This window comes from Paractinoplanes abujensis (genome assembly GCF_014204895.1).
GTDB lineage: Bacteria > Actinomycetota > Actinomycetes > Mycobacteriales > Micromonosporaceae > Actinoplanes > Actinoplanes abujensis.
The window spans coordinates 6,422,481-6,438,271 of record NZ_JACHMF010000001.1 but is presented as its reverse complement, the minus strand read 5'-3'; the positions used below and the strand labels follow the sequence as shown (position 1 = coordinate 6,438,271).

18 protein-coding genes are annotated in these 15,791 nt (G+C 71.3%); 10 read left to right on the top strand and 8 right to left on the bottom strand.

Going from position 1 to position 15,791, the window contains the following annotated elements; genetic code table 11:
* Nucleotides 1-352 precede the first annotated feature (352 nt).
* Nucleotides 353-592 carry a hypothetical protein gene (locus BKA14_RS29420; RefSeq protein ID WP_184954061.1) on the top strand — a complete coding sequence of 80 codons (240 nt, stop codon included), beginning with the start codon at nt 353-355 and terminating at the stop codon, nt 590-592.
* Nucleotides 593-607: 15 nt separating this feature from the next.
* Nucleotides 608-1,141, top strand: a complete 534-nt coding sequence (locus BKA14_RS29415; protein WP_275412401.1) for a GNAT family N-acetyltransferase — start codon at nt 608-610, stop codon at nt 1,139-1,141.
* Here BKA14_RS29415 and BKA14_RS29410 read toward each other — a convergent pair.
* Complete coding sequence (locus BKA14_RS29410) at nt 1,131-1,619, bottom strand: NUDIX domain-containing protein (protein ID WP_184954059.1); 489 nt, start codon at nt 1,617-1,619, stop codon at nt 1,131-1,133. The genes BKA14_RS29415 and BKA14_RS29410 overlap by 11 nt on opposite strands.
* A gap of 13 nt (nt 1,620-1,632) precedes the next feature.
* Nucleotides 1,633-2,535 (bottom strand): non-homologous end joining protein Ku, encoded by a 903-nt coding sequence (gene ku, locus BKA14_RS29405; RefSeq protein WP_184954058.1) that lies wholly within the window; start codon nt 2,533-2,535, stop codon nt 1,633-1,635.
* A 96-nt stretch (nt 2,536-2,631) separates the two neighbouring features.
* Here ku and ligD (BKA14_RS29400) point away from each other — a divergent pair, with 96 nt between their 5' ends.
* The 5 genes from ligD (BKA14_RS29400) to BKA14_RS29380 all read left to right on the top strand — a co-directional run bounded on the left by ligD (BKA14_RS29400) (nt 2,632) and on the right by BKA14_RS29380 (nt 5,588).
* Nucleotides 2,632-3,582 carry a non-homologous end-joining DNA ligase gene (ligD, locus tag BKA14_RS29400; RefSeq protein WP_184954057.1) on the top strand — a complete coding sequence of 317 codons (951 nt, stop codon included), beginning with the start codon at nt 2,632-2,634 and terminating at the stop codon, nt 3,580-3,582.
* Nucleotides 3,572-4,477 (top strand): non-homologous end-joining DNA ligase, encoded by a 906-nt coding sequence (gene ligD / locus BKA14_RS29395; RefSeq protein ID WP_184954056.1) that lies wholly within the window; start codon nt 3,572-3,574, stop codon nt 4,475-4,477. The genes ligD (BKA14_RS29400) and ligD (BKA14_RS29395) overlap by 11 nt, the downstream gene beginning before the upstream one ends.
* A 154-nt stretch (nt 4,478-4,631) precedes the next feature.
* Complete coding sequence (locus BKA14_RS29390) at nt 4,632-4,772, top strand: hypothetical protein (protein ID WP_184954055.1); 141 nt, start codon at nt 4,632-4,634, stop codon at nt 4,770-4,772.
* A gap of 73 nt (nt 4,773-4,845) precedes the next feature.
* Nucleotides 4,846-5,190 (top strand): PadR family transcriptional regulator, encoded by a 345-nt coding sequence (locus BKA14_RS29385; protein ID WP_184954054.1) that lies wholly within the window; start codon nt 4,846-4,848, stop codon nt 5,188-5,190.
* Nucleotides 5,187-5,588 (top strand): HAAS signaling domain-containing protein, encoded by a 402-nt coding sequence (locus BKA14_RS29380; RefSeq protein WP_184954053.1) that lies wholly within the window; start codon nt 5,187-5,189, stop codon nt 5,586-5,588. Before BKA14_RS29385 ends, BKA14_RS29380 begins: the two co-directional genes overlap by 4 nt.
* Here BKA14_RS29380 and BKA14_RS29375 read toward each other — a convergent pair.
* Both BKA14_RS29375 and BKA14_RS29370 read right to left on the bottom strand, forming a co-directional pair.
* Complete coding sequence (locus BKA14_RS29375) at nt 5,585-7,246, bottom strand: DNA repair helicase XPB (RefSeq protein WP_184954052.1); 1,662 nt, start codon at nt 7,244-7,246, stop codon at nt 5,585-5,587. The genes BKA14_RS29380 and BKA14_RS29375 overlap by 4 nt on opposite strands.
* A 122-nt stretch (nt 7,247-7,368) precedes the next feature.
* Complete coding sequence (locus BKA14_RS29370; RefSeq protein ID WP_184954051.1) at nt 7,369-9,798, bottom strand: helicase-associated domain-containing protein; 2,430 nt, start codon at nt 9,796-9,798, stop codon at nt 7,369-7,371.
* A gap of 288 nt (nt 9,799-10,086) precedes the next feature.
* Between BKA14_RS29370 and BKA14_RS29360 the strand changes: the two genes are divergently transcribed.
* Nucleotides 10,087-10,710 (top strand): HAD family hydrolase, encoded by a 624-nt coding sequence (locus tag BKA14_RS29360; protein ID WP_275412399.1) that lies wholly within the window; start codon nt 10,087-10,089, stop codon nt 10,708-10,710.
* Between the two features lie 50 nt (nt 10,711-10,760).
* Nucleotides 10,761-11,147, top strand: a complete 387-nt coding sequence (locus tag BKA14_RS29355; RefSeq protein ID WP_184954049.1) for a cold-shock protein — start codon at nt 10,761-10,763, stop codon at nt 11,145-11,147.
* 6 nt (nt 11,148-11,153) lie between these two features.
* On the opposite strand, the gene BKA14_RS29350 is transcribed toward BKA14_RS29355, so the two are convergent.
* From BKA14_RS29350 to BKA14_RS29340, 3 genes are all read right to left on the bottom strand, one after another.
* Nucleotides 11,154-11,966 carry a 1,4-dihydroxy-6-naphtoate synthase gene (locus BKA14_RS29350; RefSeq protein ID WP_184954048.1) on the bottom strand — a complete coding sequence of 271 codons (813 nt, stop codon included), beginning with the start codon at nt 11,964-11,966 and terminating at the stop codon, nt 11,154-11,156.
* Nucleotides 11,967-12,037: 71 nt separating this feature from the next.
* Nucleotides 12,038-12,664, bottom strand: coding sequence for a futalosine hydrolase (locus BKA14_RS29345; RefSeq protein WP_184954047.1), 627 nt, complete (start codon nt 12,662-12,664; stop codon nt 12,038-12,040).
* Entirely contained in the window at nt 12,664-14,634 is a 1,971-nt protein-coding gene (locus BKA14_RS29340) for an MFS transporter (RefSeq protein ID WP_184954046.1), read from the bottom strand. The genes BKA14_RS29345 and BKA14_RS29340 overlap by 1 nt, the downstream gene beginning before the upstream one ends.
* Before the next feature lie 87 nt (nt 14,635-14,721).
* Here BKA14_RS29340 and BKA14_RS29335 point away from each other — a divergent pair, with 87 nt between their 5' ends.
* Nucleotides 14,722-15,570 carry a DUF3027 domain-containing protein gene (locus BKA14_RS29335; protein WP_184954045.1) on the top strand — a complete coding sequence of 283 codons (849 nt, stop codon included), beginning with the start codon at nt 14,722-14,724 and terminating at the stop codon, nt 15,568-15,570.
* On the opposite strand, the gene BKA14_RS29330 is transcribed toward BKA14_RS29335, so the two are convergent.
* A complete protein-coding gene (locus BKA14_RS29330; protein WP_184957027.1) occupies nt 15,561-15,773 on the bottom strand; it encodes a DUF2530 domain-containing protein in 213 nt (70 codons plus the stop codon). The genes BKA14_RS29335 and BKA14_RS29330 overlap by 10 nt on opposite strands.
* Between the last annotated feature and the right edge of the window lie 18 nt (nt 15,774-15,791).

Sequence of the window (15,791 nt, the reverse complement as noted above, 5' to 3'; positions counted from 1 at the left end):
CGGAAGCGCCCGTGCCGCCGACCTGGAGCACCCCTGGCGGGGGGGCGACCTGGAGCACTCCGGCCTTGGAGCACCCCGCGCTGTGAGCATGCCGGCCCTGGGTCGTCTGTCGGCTCGAAAGCGCGCCCCCGTCGGCCGCCGGCAGAAAGGACGTTGTGGGCTCCACCGCCCGGAGCTGCGATTTTGGCGTTTGCGTTGTCCACAGTTCGGAGTTGTCCACAGGCAAGAGGCGGCGGTCAGGTGAAGATCGGCAAATCCCACTAAAATGGCCGAGGGTGGGGGTCCCCCGGTAGGGCGGGCCCCCTTCAGGGTTCTATCAGTCGTATATGGGGGTTTTGTGGCGAGGCCGCAGATGAGCATGGCGAACAGCGGGGGCGCCGACGAGCCGGGCGACCGTATGCCGGCCCACGAGTTCGGTGTGGTGACCGCCGACGGGCGTTGTCCCACGTGCGGCAAGGTGGTTACCGACGTCAATGCGGAACCGCTGGACTACGTCGAACATGAGGACGGCACAATGACTGTTCTCTCGGTGGTGTTCGTGGTGCTGCCGTGCGGTCACGACTTCAGCCGCGAGGTGCGGAACGCCGGATAGGACACGGGGGCGGGCATTGGACGCGTACGGGGAAAGGTCCGGCTGCGGGCCATGGGCGTGGACGATGCCGAGGCGCTGTGGCGGTGGAATCACGACGCCGACGTGATGCGCTGGATGGATGAGGGCTACGCGGAGACTGTGGCCCAGGTGGCCAAGTGGCTCGAGGAGCGGCCGCCCAACGCGTACGGGGATGTGTTGTTCGGCGTCGAGGCCGAGAAGACGCTGATCGGGCTCGTCCGGCTGCACGGGGCCGAGCCCGAGGTGGGCCTGGCCGACATGGACATCTATCTCGGCGAGAAGGACTTCTGGGGTCGGGGTTTCGGCACCGACACCGTCCGGGCCGTCTGCCTGTACGGGTTCCGGAAGATGCGCCTGCGCAAGATCACGCTGACCGTGGCCGCCGAGAATGTCAGTGCTCAGCGGGTGTATCGCAAGGTCGGCTTTGTCGAGGAGGGGCGGCTGCGCGGCACGTTCCGCGATGCGGAGGGCCGGTGGGCCGACAAGCTCACGATGGGCTTGTTCGAGAGCGAGCTGACGCCTACTTCATGACCAGGCGGCCGGTCGCCTCGAACTGGGCCAGGTCGGCCAGCGTCTCGTCGATCACGAACGATTTGGGGCCGGGCAGTGCGTCGAGCGGGAAGAAGCCGGCGTCGACGGATTCGTCGGTCTGGCGCAGCAGTTCGCCCTCCCACGTGTGGATCCGGAACGACATCAGGATCTGCTGGTAGGTGTGGCCGTAGTCGTTCGTGTACGTGTAGGCCGTGTAGAACGCGAACGGCGTGAGCGACGTGGCCCGCAGCCCGGTCTCCTCCCAGGTCTCGCGGATCGCGCACTCCTCCATGCTTTCGCCGAGCTCCATGGCCCCGGCCGGGATGGCCCACCGATGGTTGTCGGAGCGCTGGATGAGCAGCAGCCGGTTCTGATCGTCGAGGATCACCCCCCGCGCCCCGACGAACAGAATCGTGTCGGTGTCGCCGATGCTCGCCCGCACCTTGCCCAGATAAGACTCAGCCCACGTCAATCCCACGGGCCAACTTTAGTCATGCCGACTTCTTGACGGCCTTCTTGGCGGGCGTGGCTTTCTTCGCAGCGGCGGTGGCCTTCTTGGCCGGGGCGGCCTTCTTCTTCGCCGCCGGGGCCGGGGGAGCGGCCGGCGCATCCTCGCCACGCGCCTTCTTGGCCCGCTCGACCGACGCCTTGAGGGCCGCCATCAGGTCGACCGCCGCCGCCGGGGCCTCCTCGGCCTCTTCCGGCTGCACGATCTCGCGGCCTTCGACCTTGGCGTCGATGACTTCCTGCAGCGCGGCCCGGTAGTTGTCGGTGAACTCGTCGGCCTTGAAGCTCCCGGCCATCGAGTCGATCAGCGAGCTGGCCATGGCGAGCTCGGCGGGCCGGGTCTCGATGTCCTCGTCGAGGAAACCGAAGTCCGGCGTACGCACCTCGTCGGGCCAGAGCATCGTGTTGAGCACGAGGACGTCGTCGTGCACGCGCAGGGTGGCCAGTTGCTCCCGCTGCCGGATCGCGATCTTGACAATGGCGACCCGGTCGGCGTCCTGCAGCGCGTCGCGGAGCAGCACGTACGGCTTGGCCGCCTGGCCCTCGGGTTCGAGGTAGTACGCCTTGCCGAACAGGATCGGGTCGATGTCGTCGGCCGGCACGAACTCCAGCACGTCGATCGCGCGGGACGTGGTGAGCGGCAGGTCGGCGAAGTCCTCGTCGGTCAGGATGACCATTTCGCCGCCGCCGATGTCGTAGCCCTTGGCGATGTCGTCGTAGCTGACCACTTCGCCGTCGATCGAGCAGGTGCGCTGGTATTTGATCCGGCCCCCGTCGGTGCGGTGCACCTGGTGGAACCGGATGTCCTTCTCCTCGGTGGCCGAATACAGCTTCACCGCGATCGACACCAGCCCGAAGGAGACCGCGCCCTTCCAGATCGCCCGCATGTCCCCTCCAACGTCAGCCGACAAAGAAAAGCCCTGATCAGAATCGCATCACTGAGACTCCTGCGTAAGGTGTTCGTCCCTGCCTATGGTGATCGGGTGCCCGGTGCGCCGCTGTCTCCCATGCTCGCGACCTCGGGCGCGCTGCCGGTCGGGCCGGGGTGGAGCTACGAGTTCAAGTGGGACGGGGTCCGGGTTCTCGCGCTCTTCACCGAAGGTCCACCCGACCTGTTCGCGCGCTCCGGAGCGGTCGTCACGGCGGCGTACCCGGAGATCGCTGACCTGCGGCTTCCCGGCGGCACGCTGGTCGACGGCGAGATGGTGGTGCTCAACGCGGCGGGCCGGCCGTCGTTCACGGCGCTGGCCGAGCGCATGCACGTTCGCGAGCGGCACCGGGCGGCCCGTCTGGCGGTGAGCCTCCCGGTCACGTACATGATCTTTGATCTGCTTTTCCACGCCGGTGATGATCTGACTGGGCTGCCATATCGGGCGCGTCGCGAGCGGCTCGAGGAGCTGGGGCTGGCCGGGCCGCGCTGGATGGTGCCGCCCTCGTTCGGCGACGGGCCGGCGACCGCCGACGCCGCCCGCGAGAACAGCCTCGAGGGCGTGGTGGCCAAGCGCGAGGATTCGGTGTACCTGCCGGGCTTGCGCTCGCCCGACTGGGTCAAGGTCAAGTTCGACCGTACGGGCGACTACGTGATCGGCGGCTGGCGGGCCGGGGCGCGCAAGCTGGGTGGCCTGCTGGTGGGTGTGCCGACCCCGGACGGGCTGGCCTTCCGCGGCCGGGTCGGCGGGGGCATCGGGGCCGCCGCCGAGCGGGAGCTGCTGGCCGCGCTGGAGCCGCTGGCCCAGCGCGACTCGCCGTTCAGGGCGGGCGCGGTGCCGCGCGAGGATTCCCGGGGCGCCCGCTGGGTACGACCTGAGCTGGTCGTCGAGGTGCGCTACGGCAACCGGACTCCGGACGGGCGGTTGCGTTTCCCCCGGTTCCTGCGTTTGCGTTACGACAAGTCTCCCAAGGAGTGCGTGGAGGAGGACGAGGATGGCCGGTAGCCGGCTGCCCGTCACGATCGACGGGCGCGACCTCGAGCTGTCCAACCTCGACAAGGTGATGTATCCGGCCGCCGGGTTCACCAAGGGCGAGGTCATCGACTACTACACGCGGATCGCGCCGGTCATGCTGCCGCACCTGGCCGACCGCGCGGTGACCCGGATCCGTTTCCCCAACGGCGTCGACGGGATGCACTTCTTCGAGAAGAACAAGCCTGGCGGCACACCCGACTGGGTGCGGCTGGAGACACTGCCGGTGCCGGGCTCGACCAAGAGCCGCGAGACCATCGACTTCGTGGTCGTCGACGACCTGCCCACCCTGGTCTGGCTGGCCAACCTGGCCGCGCTGGAGTTGCACACCCCGCAGTGGCGCATCGGCCAGCATCCCGACCTGCTGGTGGTCGACCTCGACCCGGGCGCGCCGGCCGGCCTGCGGGAGTGCAGCGCGGTGGCGGTGCTGATGCGTGACCGGCTGGGCGACGACGGCATCGACGCCTATCCGAAGACCTCCGGCAAGAAGGGCATGCAGCTGTGCTGCCCGATCTCGGGGACGCAGGACTCGGAAACCGTTTCCCGGTACGCGAAGAGGGTCGCCGAGGAGCTGTCGTCGATGGTGCCCGCTTCGATCACCGCGAAGATGGCCAAGGCCGTACGGCCGGGAAAGGTTTTCATCGACTGGAGCCAGAACAACGCGGCCAAGACCACGGTGACGCCCTATTCGCTGCGGGCGCAGGCGGTGCCGACCGCCTCCACGCCGCTGACCTGGGACGAGGTCGAGGCCGTGGCCACCGGCGCCGAGGAGCCCCGGCACTACCGGTCGTCCGATGTGCTCGATCGCATCGAGAAGCACGGCGATCTGATGGAACCGCTGCTGACCCCGGGACCCCCGCTGCCCTGATATTGATCTGTATTGCCGCCGTGAACAGGGTGGGCATGGCCGTGGGGGCGGCAGTTCTGGCTTTGCTGACGACGGTGGGGGCGGCGCCCGCGCAGGCGGCCGAGGCGCTCAGTTACACGCTCTCGCCAGCGTCGAGCTGATCGTCAACGGCAAGGTGGTCGCCCGTTACACCACCGCCGCGTACGCGTTGTCGCTCAACACGGCCAAGTGCGGCCAGACGGTCAAGGCCGCCCTGCGCGCCTACGAGCGGGCCGGCAACGTGACCACGACGGCCACCCGCACCTGGCGCCGGTAACACCGAAGGCCCCCGATGCGTCGGGGGCCTTTCTCGGTGGACCTACCTTGCGTCGCAAGGTACTGTGTGGCGCATGGCAGATGTCTCGCAGTTGGCGACGAGTCTGCGCCGCGGCACGCTCGAGTTCTGTGTCCTCTCCCTGGTCGAGACCGAGGACAGATACGGCAACGAGATCGTCCGCAGGCTGGGTGACGAGCCCAACCTGGCCGCCGGCGAGGGCACGATCTATCCGCTGCTCTCGCGCTTGCGCCGGTCGGGTTGGCTGGAGAGCAAATGGGTCGAGTCCCCGAGCGGCCCGCCGCGGCGCTACTACGGATTGACCTCGGACGGGCGTTCCGCGCTCGCCCACTTCCGCACCGAATGGGTGTCCTTTCGGCAGACCGTCGACCGTCTTGTGGGAACCGGTGAGGCAGCATGAAGACCAGGCAGAACGACGTCGTCGCGGAGTACCTGCGCGAGATCGACCAGCGGCTGGCCGGCATCCCCGTGCTGCAGCGGCGCGAGTTGCTGGCCGACCTCGAGGCGCACATCGCCGCCGAGCGGGCCGAGCGCAACCTGGCCGGCGAGGGCGAGCTGATCGAGGTGCTCGAGCGGCTGGGCAGCCCCGAGGTGGTGGCCGCGGCCGCCCACGAGGAGGCCGGCACTCAGCCGCGCCCACCCGCCCCGCCGCGCGGCCGGCGGCTGTGGCCGTGGATGGTCGCCGCCGCCGCCGCGCTGGCAGTGCTGGTTGTGTGTACGTTCTTTTTGTTCTTCGCGCAGACCAGCAGCCATGAGGAAGGCCCGGCGGTCGGCCCGCCCGCGGTCGAGCCCAGTTAGTCGATCTGGGGCAGCGCCGGGCCGAGGATGTCGTCGGCGTCGACGATCGTGTAGGCGTAGCCCTGCTCGGCCAGGAAACGCTGGCGGTGCGCGGCGTACTCGGTGTCGATCGTGTCGCGCGAGACGACCGTGTAGAAGTGCGCCTGCCGGCCGTCCGCCTTGGGCCGCAGCACCCGGCCCAGGCGCTGTGCCTCCTCCTGACGCGAACCGAAAGTGCCCGACACCTGGATCGCCACCGCCGCCTCGGGCAGGTCGATCGAGAAGTTGCCGACCTTCGACAGCACCAGCGTGCGCAGCTCACCGGCGCGGAACGCGTCGAACAGCCGTTCCCGCTCCTTGTTGGTGGTCGAGCCCTGCACGATCGGGGCGTCGAGGTACTCGCCGAGCTGGTGCAGCTGGTCGAGGAAGCCGCCGATGACCAGCACCGGTTCGTCGGGGTGCTTGTCGACCAGCGCCTTCACCACCGGCAGCTTGGTGCGCGCGGTAGCCGCTACGCGGTAGCGCTCCTCGGCCTCGGTCACCGCGTACGCCATCCGCTCGGCGTCGGTGAGCGTGACCCGCACCTCGACGCACTCGGCGGGCGCGATCCAGCCCTGGGCCTCGATGTCCTTCCACGGGGCGTCGTAGCGCTTGGGGCCGATCAGCGAGAACACGTCACCCTCGCGGCCGTCCTCACGGACGAGAGTGGCGGTCAGCCCGAGCCGCCGGCGCGCCTGCAGGTCGGCGGTGAACCGGAAGATCGGCGCGGGCAGCAGGTGCACCTCGTCGTAGACGACCAGGCCCCAGTCGCGCGCGCCGAACAGGTCGAGGTGGGTGAACGCGCCCCCGCGGCGGGACGTGAGCACCTGGTACGTCGCGATGGTGACCGGGCGGATCTCCTTACGCTCGCCCGAGTACTCCCCGATCTCCTCCTCGGTGAGCGACGTGCGCGCGATCAGCTCGCGCTTCCACTGCCGGCCGGCGACCGTGTTCGTCACCAGGATCAGCGTCGTGGCCTTGGCCGTGGCCATCGCGGCCGCGCCGACCAGCGTCTTGCCGGCGCCGCAGGGCAGCACCACCACGCCCGAGCCGCCCGCCCAGAAGCCGTCGACCGCCTCCTGCTGGTAGGAGCGCAGGGTCCAGCCGTCCTCGGCCAGGCTGATCTCGTGGGCCTCACCGTCGACGTAACCCGCCAGGTCCTCGGCGGGCCAGCCCAGCTTGAGCAGCGCCTGCTTGAGCCGGCCGCGCTCGGACGGGTGCACCACGATGGTCTCGTCGTCGATCTTGGCGCCGAGCATGCCCGCGAGCTTCTTCGACTTGGCCACCTCGACCAGCACGATCTTGTCGAGGCCGCGCAGCACCAGCCCGTGACCGGGGTCGTTGACCAGCTGCAACCGGCCGTACCGGTCCATCGTCTCGGCCACGTCGACCAGCAGCGCGTGCGGCACCGGATAGCGCGAATACTTGATCAGCGAGTCGACGACGCTCTCGGCGTCATGACCCGCGGCCCGGGCGTTCCACAGGCCGAGCGGGGTCAACCTGTACGTGTGTACGTGCTCCGGCGAGCGTTCCAGCTCGGCGAACGGAGCGATGGCCATCCGGCACGCCTGCGCGTCCGGGTGGTCCACCTCCAGCAGAAGAGTCTTGTCGGACTGGACGATCAGAGGTCCGCCGCTCACTGAAACACCCTTCGAAGAGCTCTAACCGACCCTCCAGTCTGACACGGAAACCGGGCAACCTTCCGGCCCCGCAGCTCGTTGATCTAGAGGCCGCACGCGTACGGGGGCGTGCGGCCCACCCTTCACGCCTCCTCGTCGGGCACCGCGGCGGTGATCCGGTGCAGCGCGAACGTGTGCAACGTCTCGGTCCGCTCGTCCTCCGCGCGCAGATAACCCGCGCTCAGCGACACCGGGCGCACCAGGCGCGACAGCGTCGCCCCGTGCGAGTCGACATACCCCACCCAGACCCGGACCTTTTCCCGTACGGCCTGCTGCAGCACCGCCATGGCCTGCCCGTGCTGCTGCACCGAGGTCAGCCCGGGCACGCTCTGCCCGTTGGCCGCACGCACGGTCGTCGGGGCCCGGCGGGCCGCCCGGGTGGCGATGTCGCCCCGCCGGATCTGCTCGACCACCCCGGCCAGTCGTGGCCCGGCCAGCACCGGCGGCCCGGCCTGATCGGCCAGCCGGGAGGCCACCGACGTACGGGTGGGGGCTCGCCGCACCTTGGGCCGGCTGAGCACCGCGGCGCCGCCGGCGTCCTCGGCCACCGGCGCGAAGCCGGCCTCCCGCAGCGCGCCCAGCAGCCGGGCCACCTGCAACGGGCTGACCAGCACAGTCGGGGCGATCTGGCGCAGCCCGAGCGGGCCCATCCGCTTGTCGGCCAGCACCTCGGCCAGCAGCGCCTCGTCGTCGCTGCGCAGGTAGGAGCCGGCCGAACCGGCCCGCAAGCCGCCGTGCTTACGGGCGGCGTCGTCGATCATGTAGGTCAGCGTCTGGGGCACCGGGGTGCGCGACCGCCGCTTGAACAACGAGTGCAGGTCGGCGGCCGTGTAACCGACGTCGAGCGCGCGGCGCACGCTGGCCGGGGTGACCCGGAACACGCTGGCCCCGCCGGCCGACTCGGGCTCGGCGACCACGTCGAGCTCGCCCGCCAGCTCCGGCTCCGGCGGGCCGGGCACCACCACCGACAGGTCGGCCTGCACCAGCACGTGATCGACCGGGGCCGGGAGCAGCGTGTCCAACGTCCGGACGGCGTCGTCGCGAGGCTCACCCGGGCCCGGCCGCACACCCAGCGGGTCGGTGTCGGCGACCTCGACGTCCTCCAGCAGCAGGCGCCCGTACGAGGTGATGGCCCCGAGCGCCGAGACGCCGAGCAGGGCGGCCCCGGCCAGGGCGTCGCGGTGGGCCGCCTCCCGCCCGCGGGAACGCCGCGGGGTCTGCCAGGCCAGCAACCCCAGCACCTCGTCGACCTGCGGCGCCGTGCCCGGCTTGAGGTCGGCCAGCACGAGCAGGGCCTCCCGCCGGGCCTGCGGGGCGCCGGCGCGCTCGGCGTCGGGGGCGAGCGCGTTGATCGGGCGGTCCCGGTCGTCGCGCCGGCCCACCAGGCCCGGCTGCCGGGTCATGGCGAGCCAGGCCCGGGCCAGCGCCGTCCAGCGCTGGGCGATGCTGAGCGCCCGCCACAGGTCGTAAGCGCCGGTGGGCAGGAAGGTCTCGTCGACGCCGCCACCGGCCCGGCTCACGGTCACCGAACGGCCGGAACCGCCCACGTCGGCCTCGCCGAGCAGACCCGCCGCGTACGAGACCTCGATCAACAGCGCCGCCCCGGGCTCGTCCAGGCCGGCCGCCCGGGCCAGCCGCTTGAGATCCCGTACGCCCAGACCCCCGGCCCGCAGCACCGGCGCGGGCTCGGCCGCGAGCGCCTCCAGCAGCGCCTCCGTGCTGCGGACGGCCTCCATGACCTGGCCCGCACCGGCCGAGTCGACCGATTTCGGGTCACGCGCGGCGCCCTCGGGGATGGGCGGGAACGGCCGCAGCGCGCCCAGCGGACCGGTGTCGCGCCGCAGCAGCATGCCCACCTCGCGGGGCAACTCGACCAGCTCACCGTCGGCGCGCGGGGCCCGCCCGGCCTCGCTGATCGGCACCAGCACGTGGTTGTCGACCAGCCACTGCACGGGCTCGGCGACCGCCTCACGCCGCAGCGCCCCGATCGGCGGGCCCGCGGCGAGCCGGTCGAGCACGGCCCGCGCGCCGGGTGGGGCGGCCAGGACCGTACGGCGGAGCTTGGCCTTGTCGGCGCAGAGGGCCGCGGCCTGCGGGTCGAGATAGTCGGCGGGGCGGCCCAGACCGGCCGGATAGGGCGACGTGACCTCGTCGATCGCGCCCACCAGCTGCAGGGCGTCCTCGCTGCCGTAGAGCAGGAACCGCACCCGGAGGCGGTCGATTGCCACCCGGACGTCGTCCGGGGCGACCCCGGTGGCCAGCTCTTCGATGGCGTCGACCGAGGTCAGGGCCGTTTCGGCGGAGCGGCTGAGCCGGGCCGCGTCGAGCACGTGCAGCGTGAACTCGTCGAGCCCGTCGAGGCAGCGCGCGACCGAGCCGCGGGACTGGGCCCGCACGGCGAGCGCGGTGATGTCGGCCGGCACGGGCACGACGAGGTCGGGCCGCAGCTGGACGAGCGCGCTCAGCGCCTCATCGGTCAGCGACCGGAGTTGATCGGCGAATGTGGTGGCCATCGTGTTCAACGCTAGCGGTCATGGGACGATATTGAGGTGTCCGGCTTGGCCGCGACACCGATCTGTACGGACGCTGAAGGGGACATCTGTGGCCGCGAAGAACAAGTTGCCGGGTACCGCCGTCGAGGGAGGCGCCGGTCCTCGCCAGACGCAGCCGGTCGACATGAAGGGTCACATGGACGTCTCCGAGATCCTCTCCGACCGGGCCGCCGCGCCGTCGCCGTTCGGTGACGACCAGACCTTCCCGCTGCCGGTCGGCGAGCTGAAGTACATCCCGTCGACCCCCGCGTGAGTAGTGCGGTCGGGTTCGACCTGGACATGACCCTGATCGACTCCCGGCCCGGCATTCACGCCGCCTACCGGGCGCTGACCGAGCGCACCGGCGTCCCCGTCGACGCCGACCTCGCGGTCACCCGCCTGGGGCCGCCGCTGCGCACCGAACTCGCGCACTGGTTCCCGGCCGACCAGGTCGAGGAGGCGGTCACCACCTATCGCGCGCTCTACGTCGACTACGCGATCACCCCGACCGTGCCCATGAAGGGCGCGGTCGAGGCGCTGGCCGCCGTGCGCGAGCTGGGCCTGCGTGTTGTGGTGGTCACATCGAAGCTGGGCCGGCTGGCCGCGCTGCACCTCGACCACCTCGGGCTGGTCGCCGACGAGCTCGCGGGTGATTTGTTCGCCGAGGGCAAGGCGGCCGCGCTGACCGAGCACGGCGTGCGCTGGTACGTCGGTGACCACGTGGGCGACATGGTGGCCGCGCGTACGGCCGGGGTGCCCGGGATCGGTGTGGCCACCGGGCCGTGCACGCCCGACGAGTTGCGCGGCGCCGGAGCGGCGTACGTGCTCGGCGACCTCACCGGGCTGCCGCCGCTGCTGCGCCGGATTGCAGTTGGGTCCGGGCCCACCGCTTAAGTAGCCTTGCGGTGAGCGGTTGTAACCAATGAGTGAAGTTGAGGTCAGCGGTGCCCACGGGTCGAGTGAAGTGGTATGACGCGGCGAAGGGATTCGGCTTCGTCACCAGCGATGAGGGCGGCGACGTGTTCCTGCCCAAGGGCGCGCTGCCGGCCGGGGTGGCCGAGCTGAAAACGGGTCAGCGGGTCGAGTTCGGCGTGGTCGACAGCCGCAAGGGCGCGCAGGCGATGGGGGTCAAACTGATCGACGCCCCGCCGTCGTTGTCCGAGCTGCGCCGCCGGCCGGCCGAGGAACTCCACAGCATGGTCGAAGACATGATCAAGGTGCTGGAGTCACAGGTGCAGCCGGGGCTGAGCCGCGGGCGGTATCCCGACAAGCGCGTCTCGCAGAAGATCGCACAGCTTGTGCACGCGGTCGCGAAAGAATTCGAGGCCTGATATTTCCTAGAGGAACGGCTTCACAGCAGGCGTGAGACCCGCCGCTGCCGCACGCTGCAACAGGGCGTCGGCGGCGGCGAGTCCGTCTCGGCCCAGCTCCAGCGTGAACTCGTTGACGTAGAGATCGATGTGCTGCTGGACGACCTCGGGCTCCATCTCCTGCGCGTTGGCCAGCACGAACTCGCGGCTCGCGTCGGGGTTGGCCCAGGCCATGCTGACCGAGTTGCGGATCCACTCGGTGGCCTCGGCCGGGTCGACCACGCCCTTCCTGGCCAGGATCGCGCCCAGCGGGATGGGCAGGCCGGTATCGGACTCCCACCACTCACCCAGGTCGGCCAGCGCGTGCAACCCGTGCCGCTGGTAAGTGAAACGGGCCTCGTGGATGACCAGGCCGGCGTCGAACCGGCCCTCGGCCACCCCCGGCATGATCTGGTGGAACGGGACGACCTCGATGCGACCCGGCGCCCGGTCGGCCGACCACAAACGGAACAGCAGATAGGCCGTCGTGCGGTCACCTGGCACCGCCACCGTCTTGCCGGTCAGGTCGACGCCCGGCTCACGGGTCAGCACCAGCGGCCCGCAGCCCCGGCCCAGCGCGCCCCCGGTCGGCAGCAGCTCGTAGTCGTCGAGCAGCCAGGGCAGCGCCGCATAGCTGACCTTGACCAGGTCGAACTCGCCACGCTCGGCCGCCGTGTTGGTCACGTCGACGTCGGCGAAGGTCAGATTGACCTCAGGGGTGCCGGGGATGAGCCCGTGCACGAGAGCGTGGAAGACGAACGTGTCATTGGGGCACGGAGAGACCGCGAGAGAGAGCGCCACGGAGTCCACGCTAGACGCGCCCACCGGTCATCGTGCGTCACGACGGGTGTCTCTCATCCCACACGGTGAAGTTATCCACAGGCTATCCACAATGCCGCGGAAGCTGTGGACAACGCTGCGAAGGCCTCTTTGAGCCGCCACTGCGCACGGTCTCGCGGGCCGATCGGGTTGGAAATGCTGCGCAGCTCGGCGAAGGGAAGCCCGTGGGCGGCGACCGCGACCCCGTAGCCCTCCATCGCCTCGGCCACAGCCTGTGGATAACTGCGGGCCAGACGCTCGGCCGTGGCGGCGGTGCCGGTGACCGTGCTCAGGGTCACGACGTCGCCGGGGACAGCGGTGGGCAGCGCCTCGGTGAGCGACTTCACGAGCGCGGGGTCGCCGGGGATCACGCCCGAGCCGAAACCGAGCTCGTCGACGGTCAGGAAGCCGTCGGGGGTCTCCGCTCCCAAATCGGCCGCGATGCTGCGGACGCCGATCACGACGGAACCGACGGCTGCGCGCCCCACGAAGCCGCCCGCGATGCCGGCCGAGATGACCGCCCGATAGCGGCCGGTGGCCAACAGGCGCGCGGTGCCGGCGGCCGCGGCAGCTGGGCCCACACCGACCGGCTCGACCACCACATGGCCGGGATCCGCGCCGGCCCGCACAGCTTCGGCCTCGGCGGCCACAGCCGTGACCACGAGCAGGGGCAAAGTCATCAGTTGCGGTCTCCGTGGCCGTTGGTGGGGTGGTCGGCCGACGACGGGCGATAGACGTGGAAGCCGGGCGGGGCCGGTGCCGGGTCCGGCTGCGGGGCTGCAGGCGGCTCGGGGGAGCGTGCGGGCGGGGGAGGCGGCGGCTCGGAGGCGGCCTTCTTGTCCTTGCGGCGGGCGAACCAGCCCTTCTTGGGCTCACCCAGATCGACCTTGGTGGGCGGCTCGGTCCGCGAGCGGCCGGCCGGGCTGGAGGGCTCGCCGCGCGTGTGGTCGACACGAGTGGTGGGCTCGCCGCGCGTGTGGTCGGCACGAGTGGGCGGCTCGGTCCGCGGGTGGTCGGCGCGGGTGGTGGGCTCGCTCCGCGGGCGCTCCGTGCGGCCGGCGCGGGTGGGCTGGTGGGGAGGTGTGGCCGGGCGGTTCGGGGGGGTGTTGTTGGCGCGCGTACGGGACGGCACCGTGGGGGCCTCGGGCCACGGGTCGGTGGGCTCGGCCGAGGGGGCGCTCCACCGGGAGTCGTGGCGGGTGGGCGGCTCGTCCGGGGCCGGGGCGCGGGACGGGCCGCCGGGGGCGCCGGCGTGGGCGGGTTCCGTTTCCGGGGCGGGTTCAGGGGTGTCGGCGCGGCCGCTGAGGCGTTCATTGTGGAGGCGGGTCGCGATGTAGGCGGCCCGGCCCGCGGCCACCACTGCCAGCAGGGTGGCCAGGGCGACGCCGAGGCGGCCGGGGAGCGGGATGATGCCGATGCCGCCGCCCAGCACCCAGGCGATCATCAGGACCGTTTCGGAGTGGGAGAAGGCGCTGGCCCGCAGGCGTTCGGGGACGCGTTCCTGGATGGTGGCGTCGACGGCGAGCTTGGCGATGCCGCTGAAGACGGCGACCAGCAACGCCAGCAGGGTGACCATGAGCAGGCTGTAGAAGAGCGTGGCCAGCACGCCTACGGCGGCCACCACGGTCAGGCCGGCCGACTGCAGCGCGAGCGGGCGCCGGATGCGCAGGCGGGTGCCGACGGCGGTGGACAGGAAGGTGCCCACGGCCAGCGCGCCGCCGATCAGGCCGACCGCGCCCTGGCGGCCGATGTCGTTGCCCAGCACCGTCGTGGCCAGCTGGTCGGCCATGATCACGAAGGCCAGGAAGAGCAGCGTGAAGCCGTACAGCAGGCGCAGGCTGGCGCTGCCGATCAGGGTCGAGATGACCAGCGCGCCGGACAGTGGCCGGTCCTCGCCGCGGCCCAGGCGCAGCATCGTGCGCCACGGGCGCGGCACGGCCTCGGGCGGGTCGGAGTCGGCACGCGGGGGCAGGCGCAGCGACACCACCATGCCGACGATGAAGATGATCATCGCCACGCGCAGCGGCCACTGCGGGCCGAACTTGAAGGCGAGCAGGCCCACCGGCGCCACCACGGCCCCCGCGAACGTGCCGTAGACGCTGGCCCGCGCGCCGACCTGGGACAGGCCGACCCCCTCGGGCAGCAGCCGGGGCACGGCGGCCGACCGGGCCACCCCGTACGCCCGGGACAGCGCAAGCACCCCGAAAGCCGCCGGATAAAGGCCCCAGCCGAACAGGTGATCGGAGATCACATAGGCCAGGAACGCCCGGCCCAGCATGGTGACCGCCAGCGCGTACCGCCGGCCGTGCCGGAAATGGTCGAGCAGCGGGCCGACCACGGGCGCCAGCAGCGCGAACGGCACCATCGTGATGAGCAGGTAGAGCGCCACCTTGCTGCGCGCCTCGCCCAGCGGGACGTTGAAGAAGATCGTGCCGGCCAGACCGATCGCGATGAGCGTGTCGCCGGCGCAGGAGAGGGCGTGCAGGTCGAAGAGCCGGATCATGCCGGTCTCGTTGGCGGCGCCCCGGGCCCGGGCCGTGCCGACCCGGCGGGTCGCCCACGCTCCACCGCGCACGGAGCCTCGCACCAGCAGGCGGGCTGCCTTGACGCCGGTGCCGACGGTGCGTCCGAGGGTGGGAAGCAGCGGCATGGCACCCATCCTGACTGATCCGGGCCAGTGCTGTCCCGTTCCGTGACGGTCGGAATCCGGGGGAGTCGGTGCGGAACCCGCGCTCGCGTGGGGGACAATGGATATGTGACGACTCGGACCACCACCCGCGCTGCCCGCCTCGACCAGGTTTGTGCCGATGCGGTCGGCGTCGCACGTGGTGCGATCACCGATGTGGACCCGGCCGACGTGGGCGACCACCTCGAGGCCATCGCCGAGGGCGACCGGGTCGTGACCCACCTCTTCGAGAGCCACCTCGCGGGCTATCGCGGCTGGCGCTGGGCCGTCACGGTGACCCGGGTGCCGCGCAGCCGCCACGTCACCATCTGCGAGACGGTGCTGCTGCCCGGCCCCGACGCGCTGCTGGCCCCGGGCTGGGTGCCGTGGAACGAGCGGCTGCAGCCCGGCGACCTCGGTGTGGGCGACCTCATGCCGACCGCCCCCGACGACGAGCGCCTGGCCCAGGGTTATGTGCTGAGCGACGACCCCGCCGTCGAGGAGGTCAGCTGGGAGCTGGGCCTCGGCCGCTCCCGGGTGATGTCCCGCGAGGGCCGCATCGACACCGCCCAGCGGTGGTATGACGGCGAGGCCGGTCCGGAGGCGCCGATCTCGGTGGCCGCCCCGCGCAACGCCCGCTGCGGCGCCTGCGGGTTCTACCTGCCGCTGGCCGGCTCGATGCGTTCGATGTTCGGTGTCTGCGGCAACCTCTACGCGCCCGACGACGGCCGCGCGGTGAGCGCCGACCACGGCTGCGGGGCCCACTCCGAGGCTCTGCTGGGCGCGCCCGAGCAGCAGACGCCGCCGGTCGACGAGCTGCCCACGGTCTACGACGACAGTGAGGTCGAGTCAGTAGCGGTCAGCCGCGGTCACGGCTCGGTCGAGGAGAGCGAGCCGGCCGAGGATTACGGTCACAGCTGAGAGGTCACCCGAAACTCGGGGTGACTGAGCAGCCGGCGGCGCTTGCGATGCCGGTCGTGCACGATCATCGTGATCAGGCCCGGGATGCCGCAGAGGAAGCCGGCCACGCAGATCTGCAGCCATCGGTCGGGGCCGTCGGCCAGCCACACGATCAGGGCGGCGACGGCGAAAGCGGCCAGCCCGCCGACCGCGAACGGGACCATGGGTGGGTCCAGCGGTTC

What these genes read in the sequence shown, in the direction of transcription:
- BKA14_RS29420 (WP_184954061.1), top strand. Translation starts at nt 353, where the DNA reads ATGAGCATGGCGAACAGCGGGGGCGCCGACGAGCCGGGCGACCGTATG.
- ku (WP_184954058.1), bottom strand. Translation starts at nt 2,535, where the DNA reads ATGCGGGCGATCTGGAAGGGCGCGGTCTCCTTCGGGCTGGTGTCGATC.
- ligD (WP_184954056.1), top strand. Translation starts at nt 3,572, where the DNA reads ATGGCCGGTAGCCGGCTGCCCGTCACGATCGACGGGCGCGACCTCGAG.
- BKA14_RS29385 (WP_184954054.1), top strand. Translation starts at nt 4,846, where the DNA reads ATGGCAGATGTCTCGCAGTTGGCGACGAGTCTGCGCCGCGGCACGCTC.
- BKA14_RS29380 (WP_184954053.1), top strand. Translation starts at nt 5,187, where the DNA reads ATGAAGACCAGGCAGAACGACGTCGTCGCGGAGTACCTGCGCGAGATC.
- BKA14_RS29370 (WP_184954051.1), bottom strand. Translation starts at nt 9,798, where the DNA reads ATGGCCACCACATTCGCCGATCAACTCCGGTCGCTGACCGATGAGGCG.
- BKA14_RS29345 (WP_184954047.1), bottom strand. Translation starts at nt 12,664, where the DNA reads ATGACTTTGCCCCTGCTCGTGGTCACGGCTGTGGCCGCCGAGGCCGAA.
- BKA14_RS29340 (WP_184954046.1), bottom strand. Translation starts at nt 14,634, where the DNA reads ATGCCGCTGCTTCCCACCCTCGGACGCACCGTCGGCACCGGCGTCAAG.
- BKA14_RS29330 (WP_184957027.1), bottom strand. Translation starts at nt 15,773, where the DNA reads ATGGTCCCGTTCGCGGTCGGCGGGCTGGCCGCTTTCGCCGTCGCCGCC.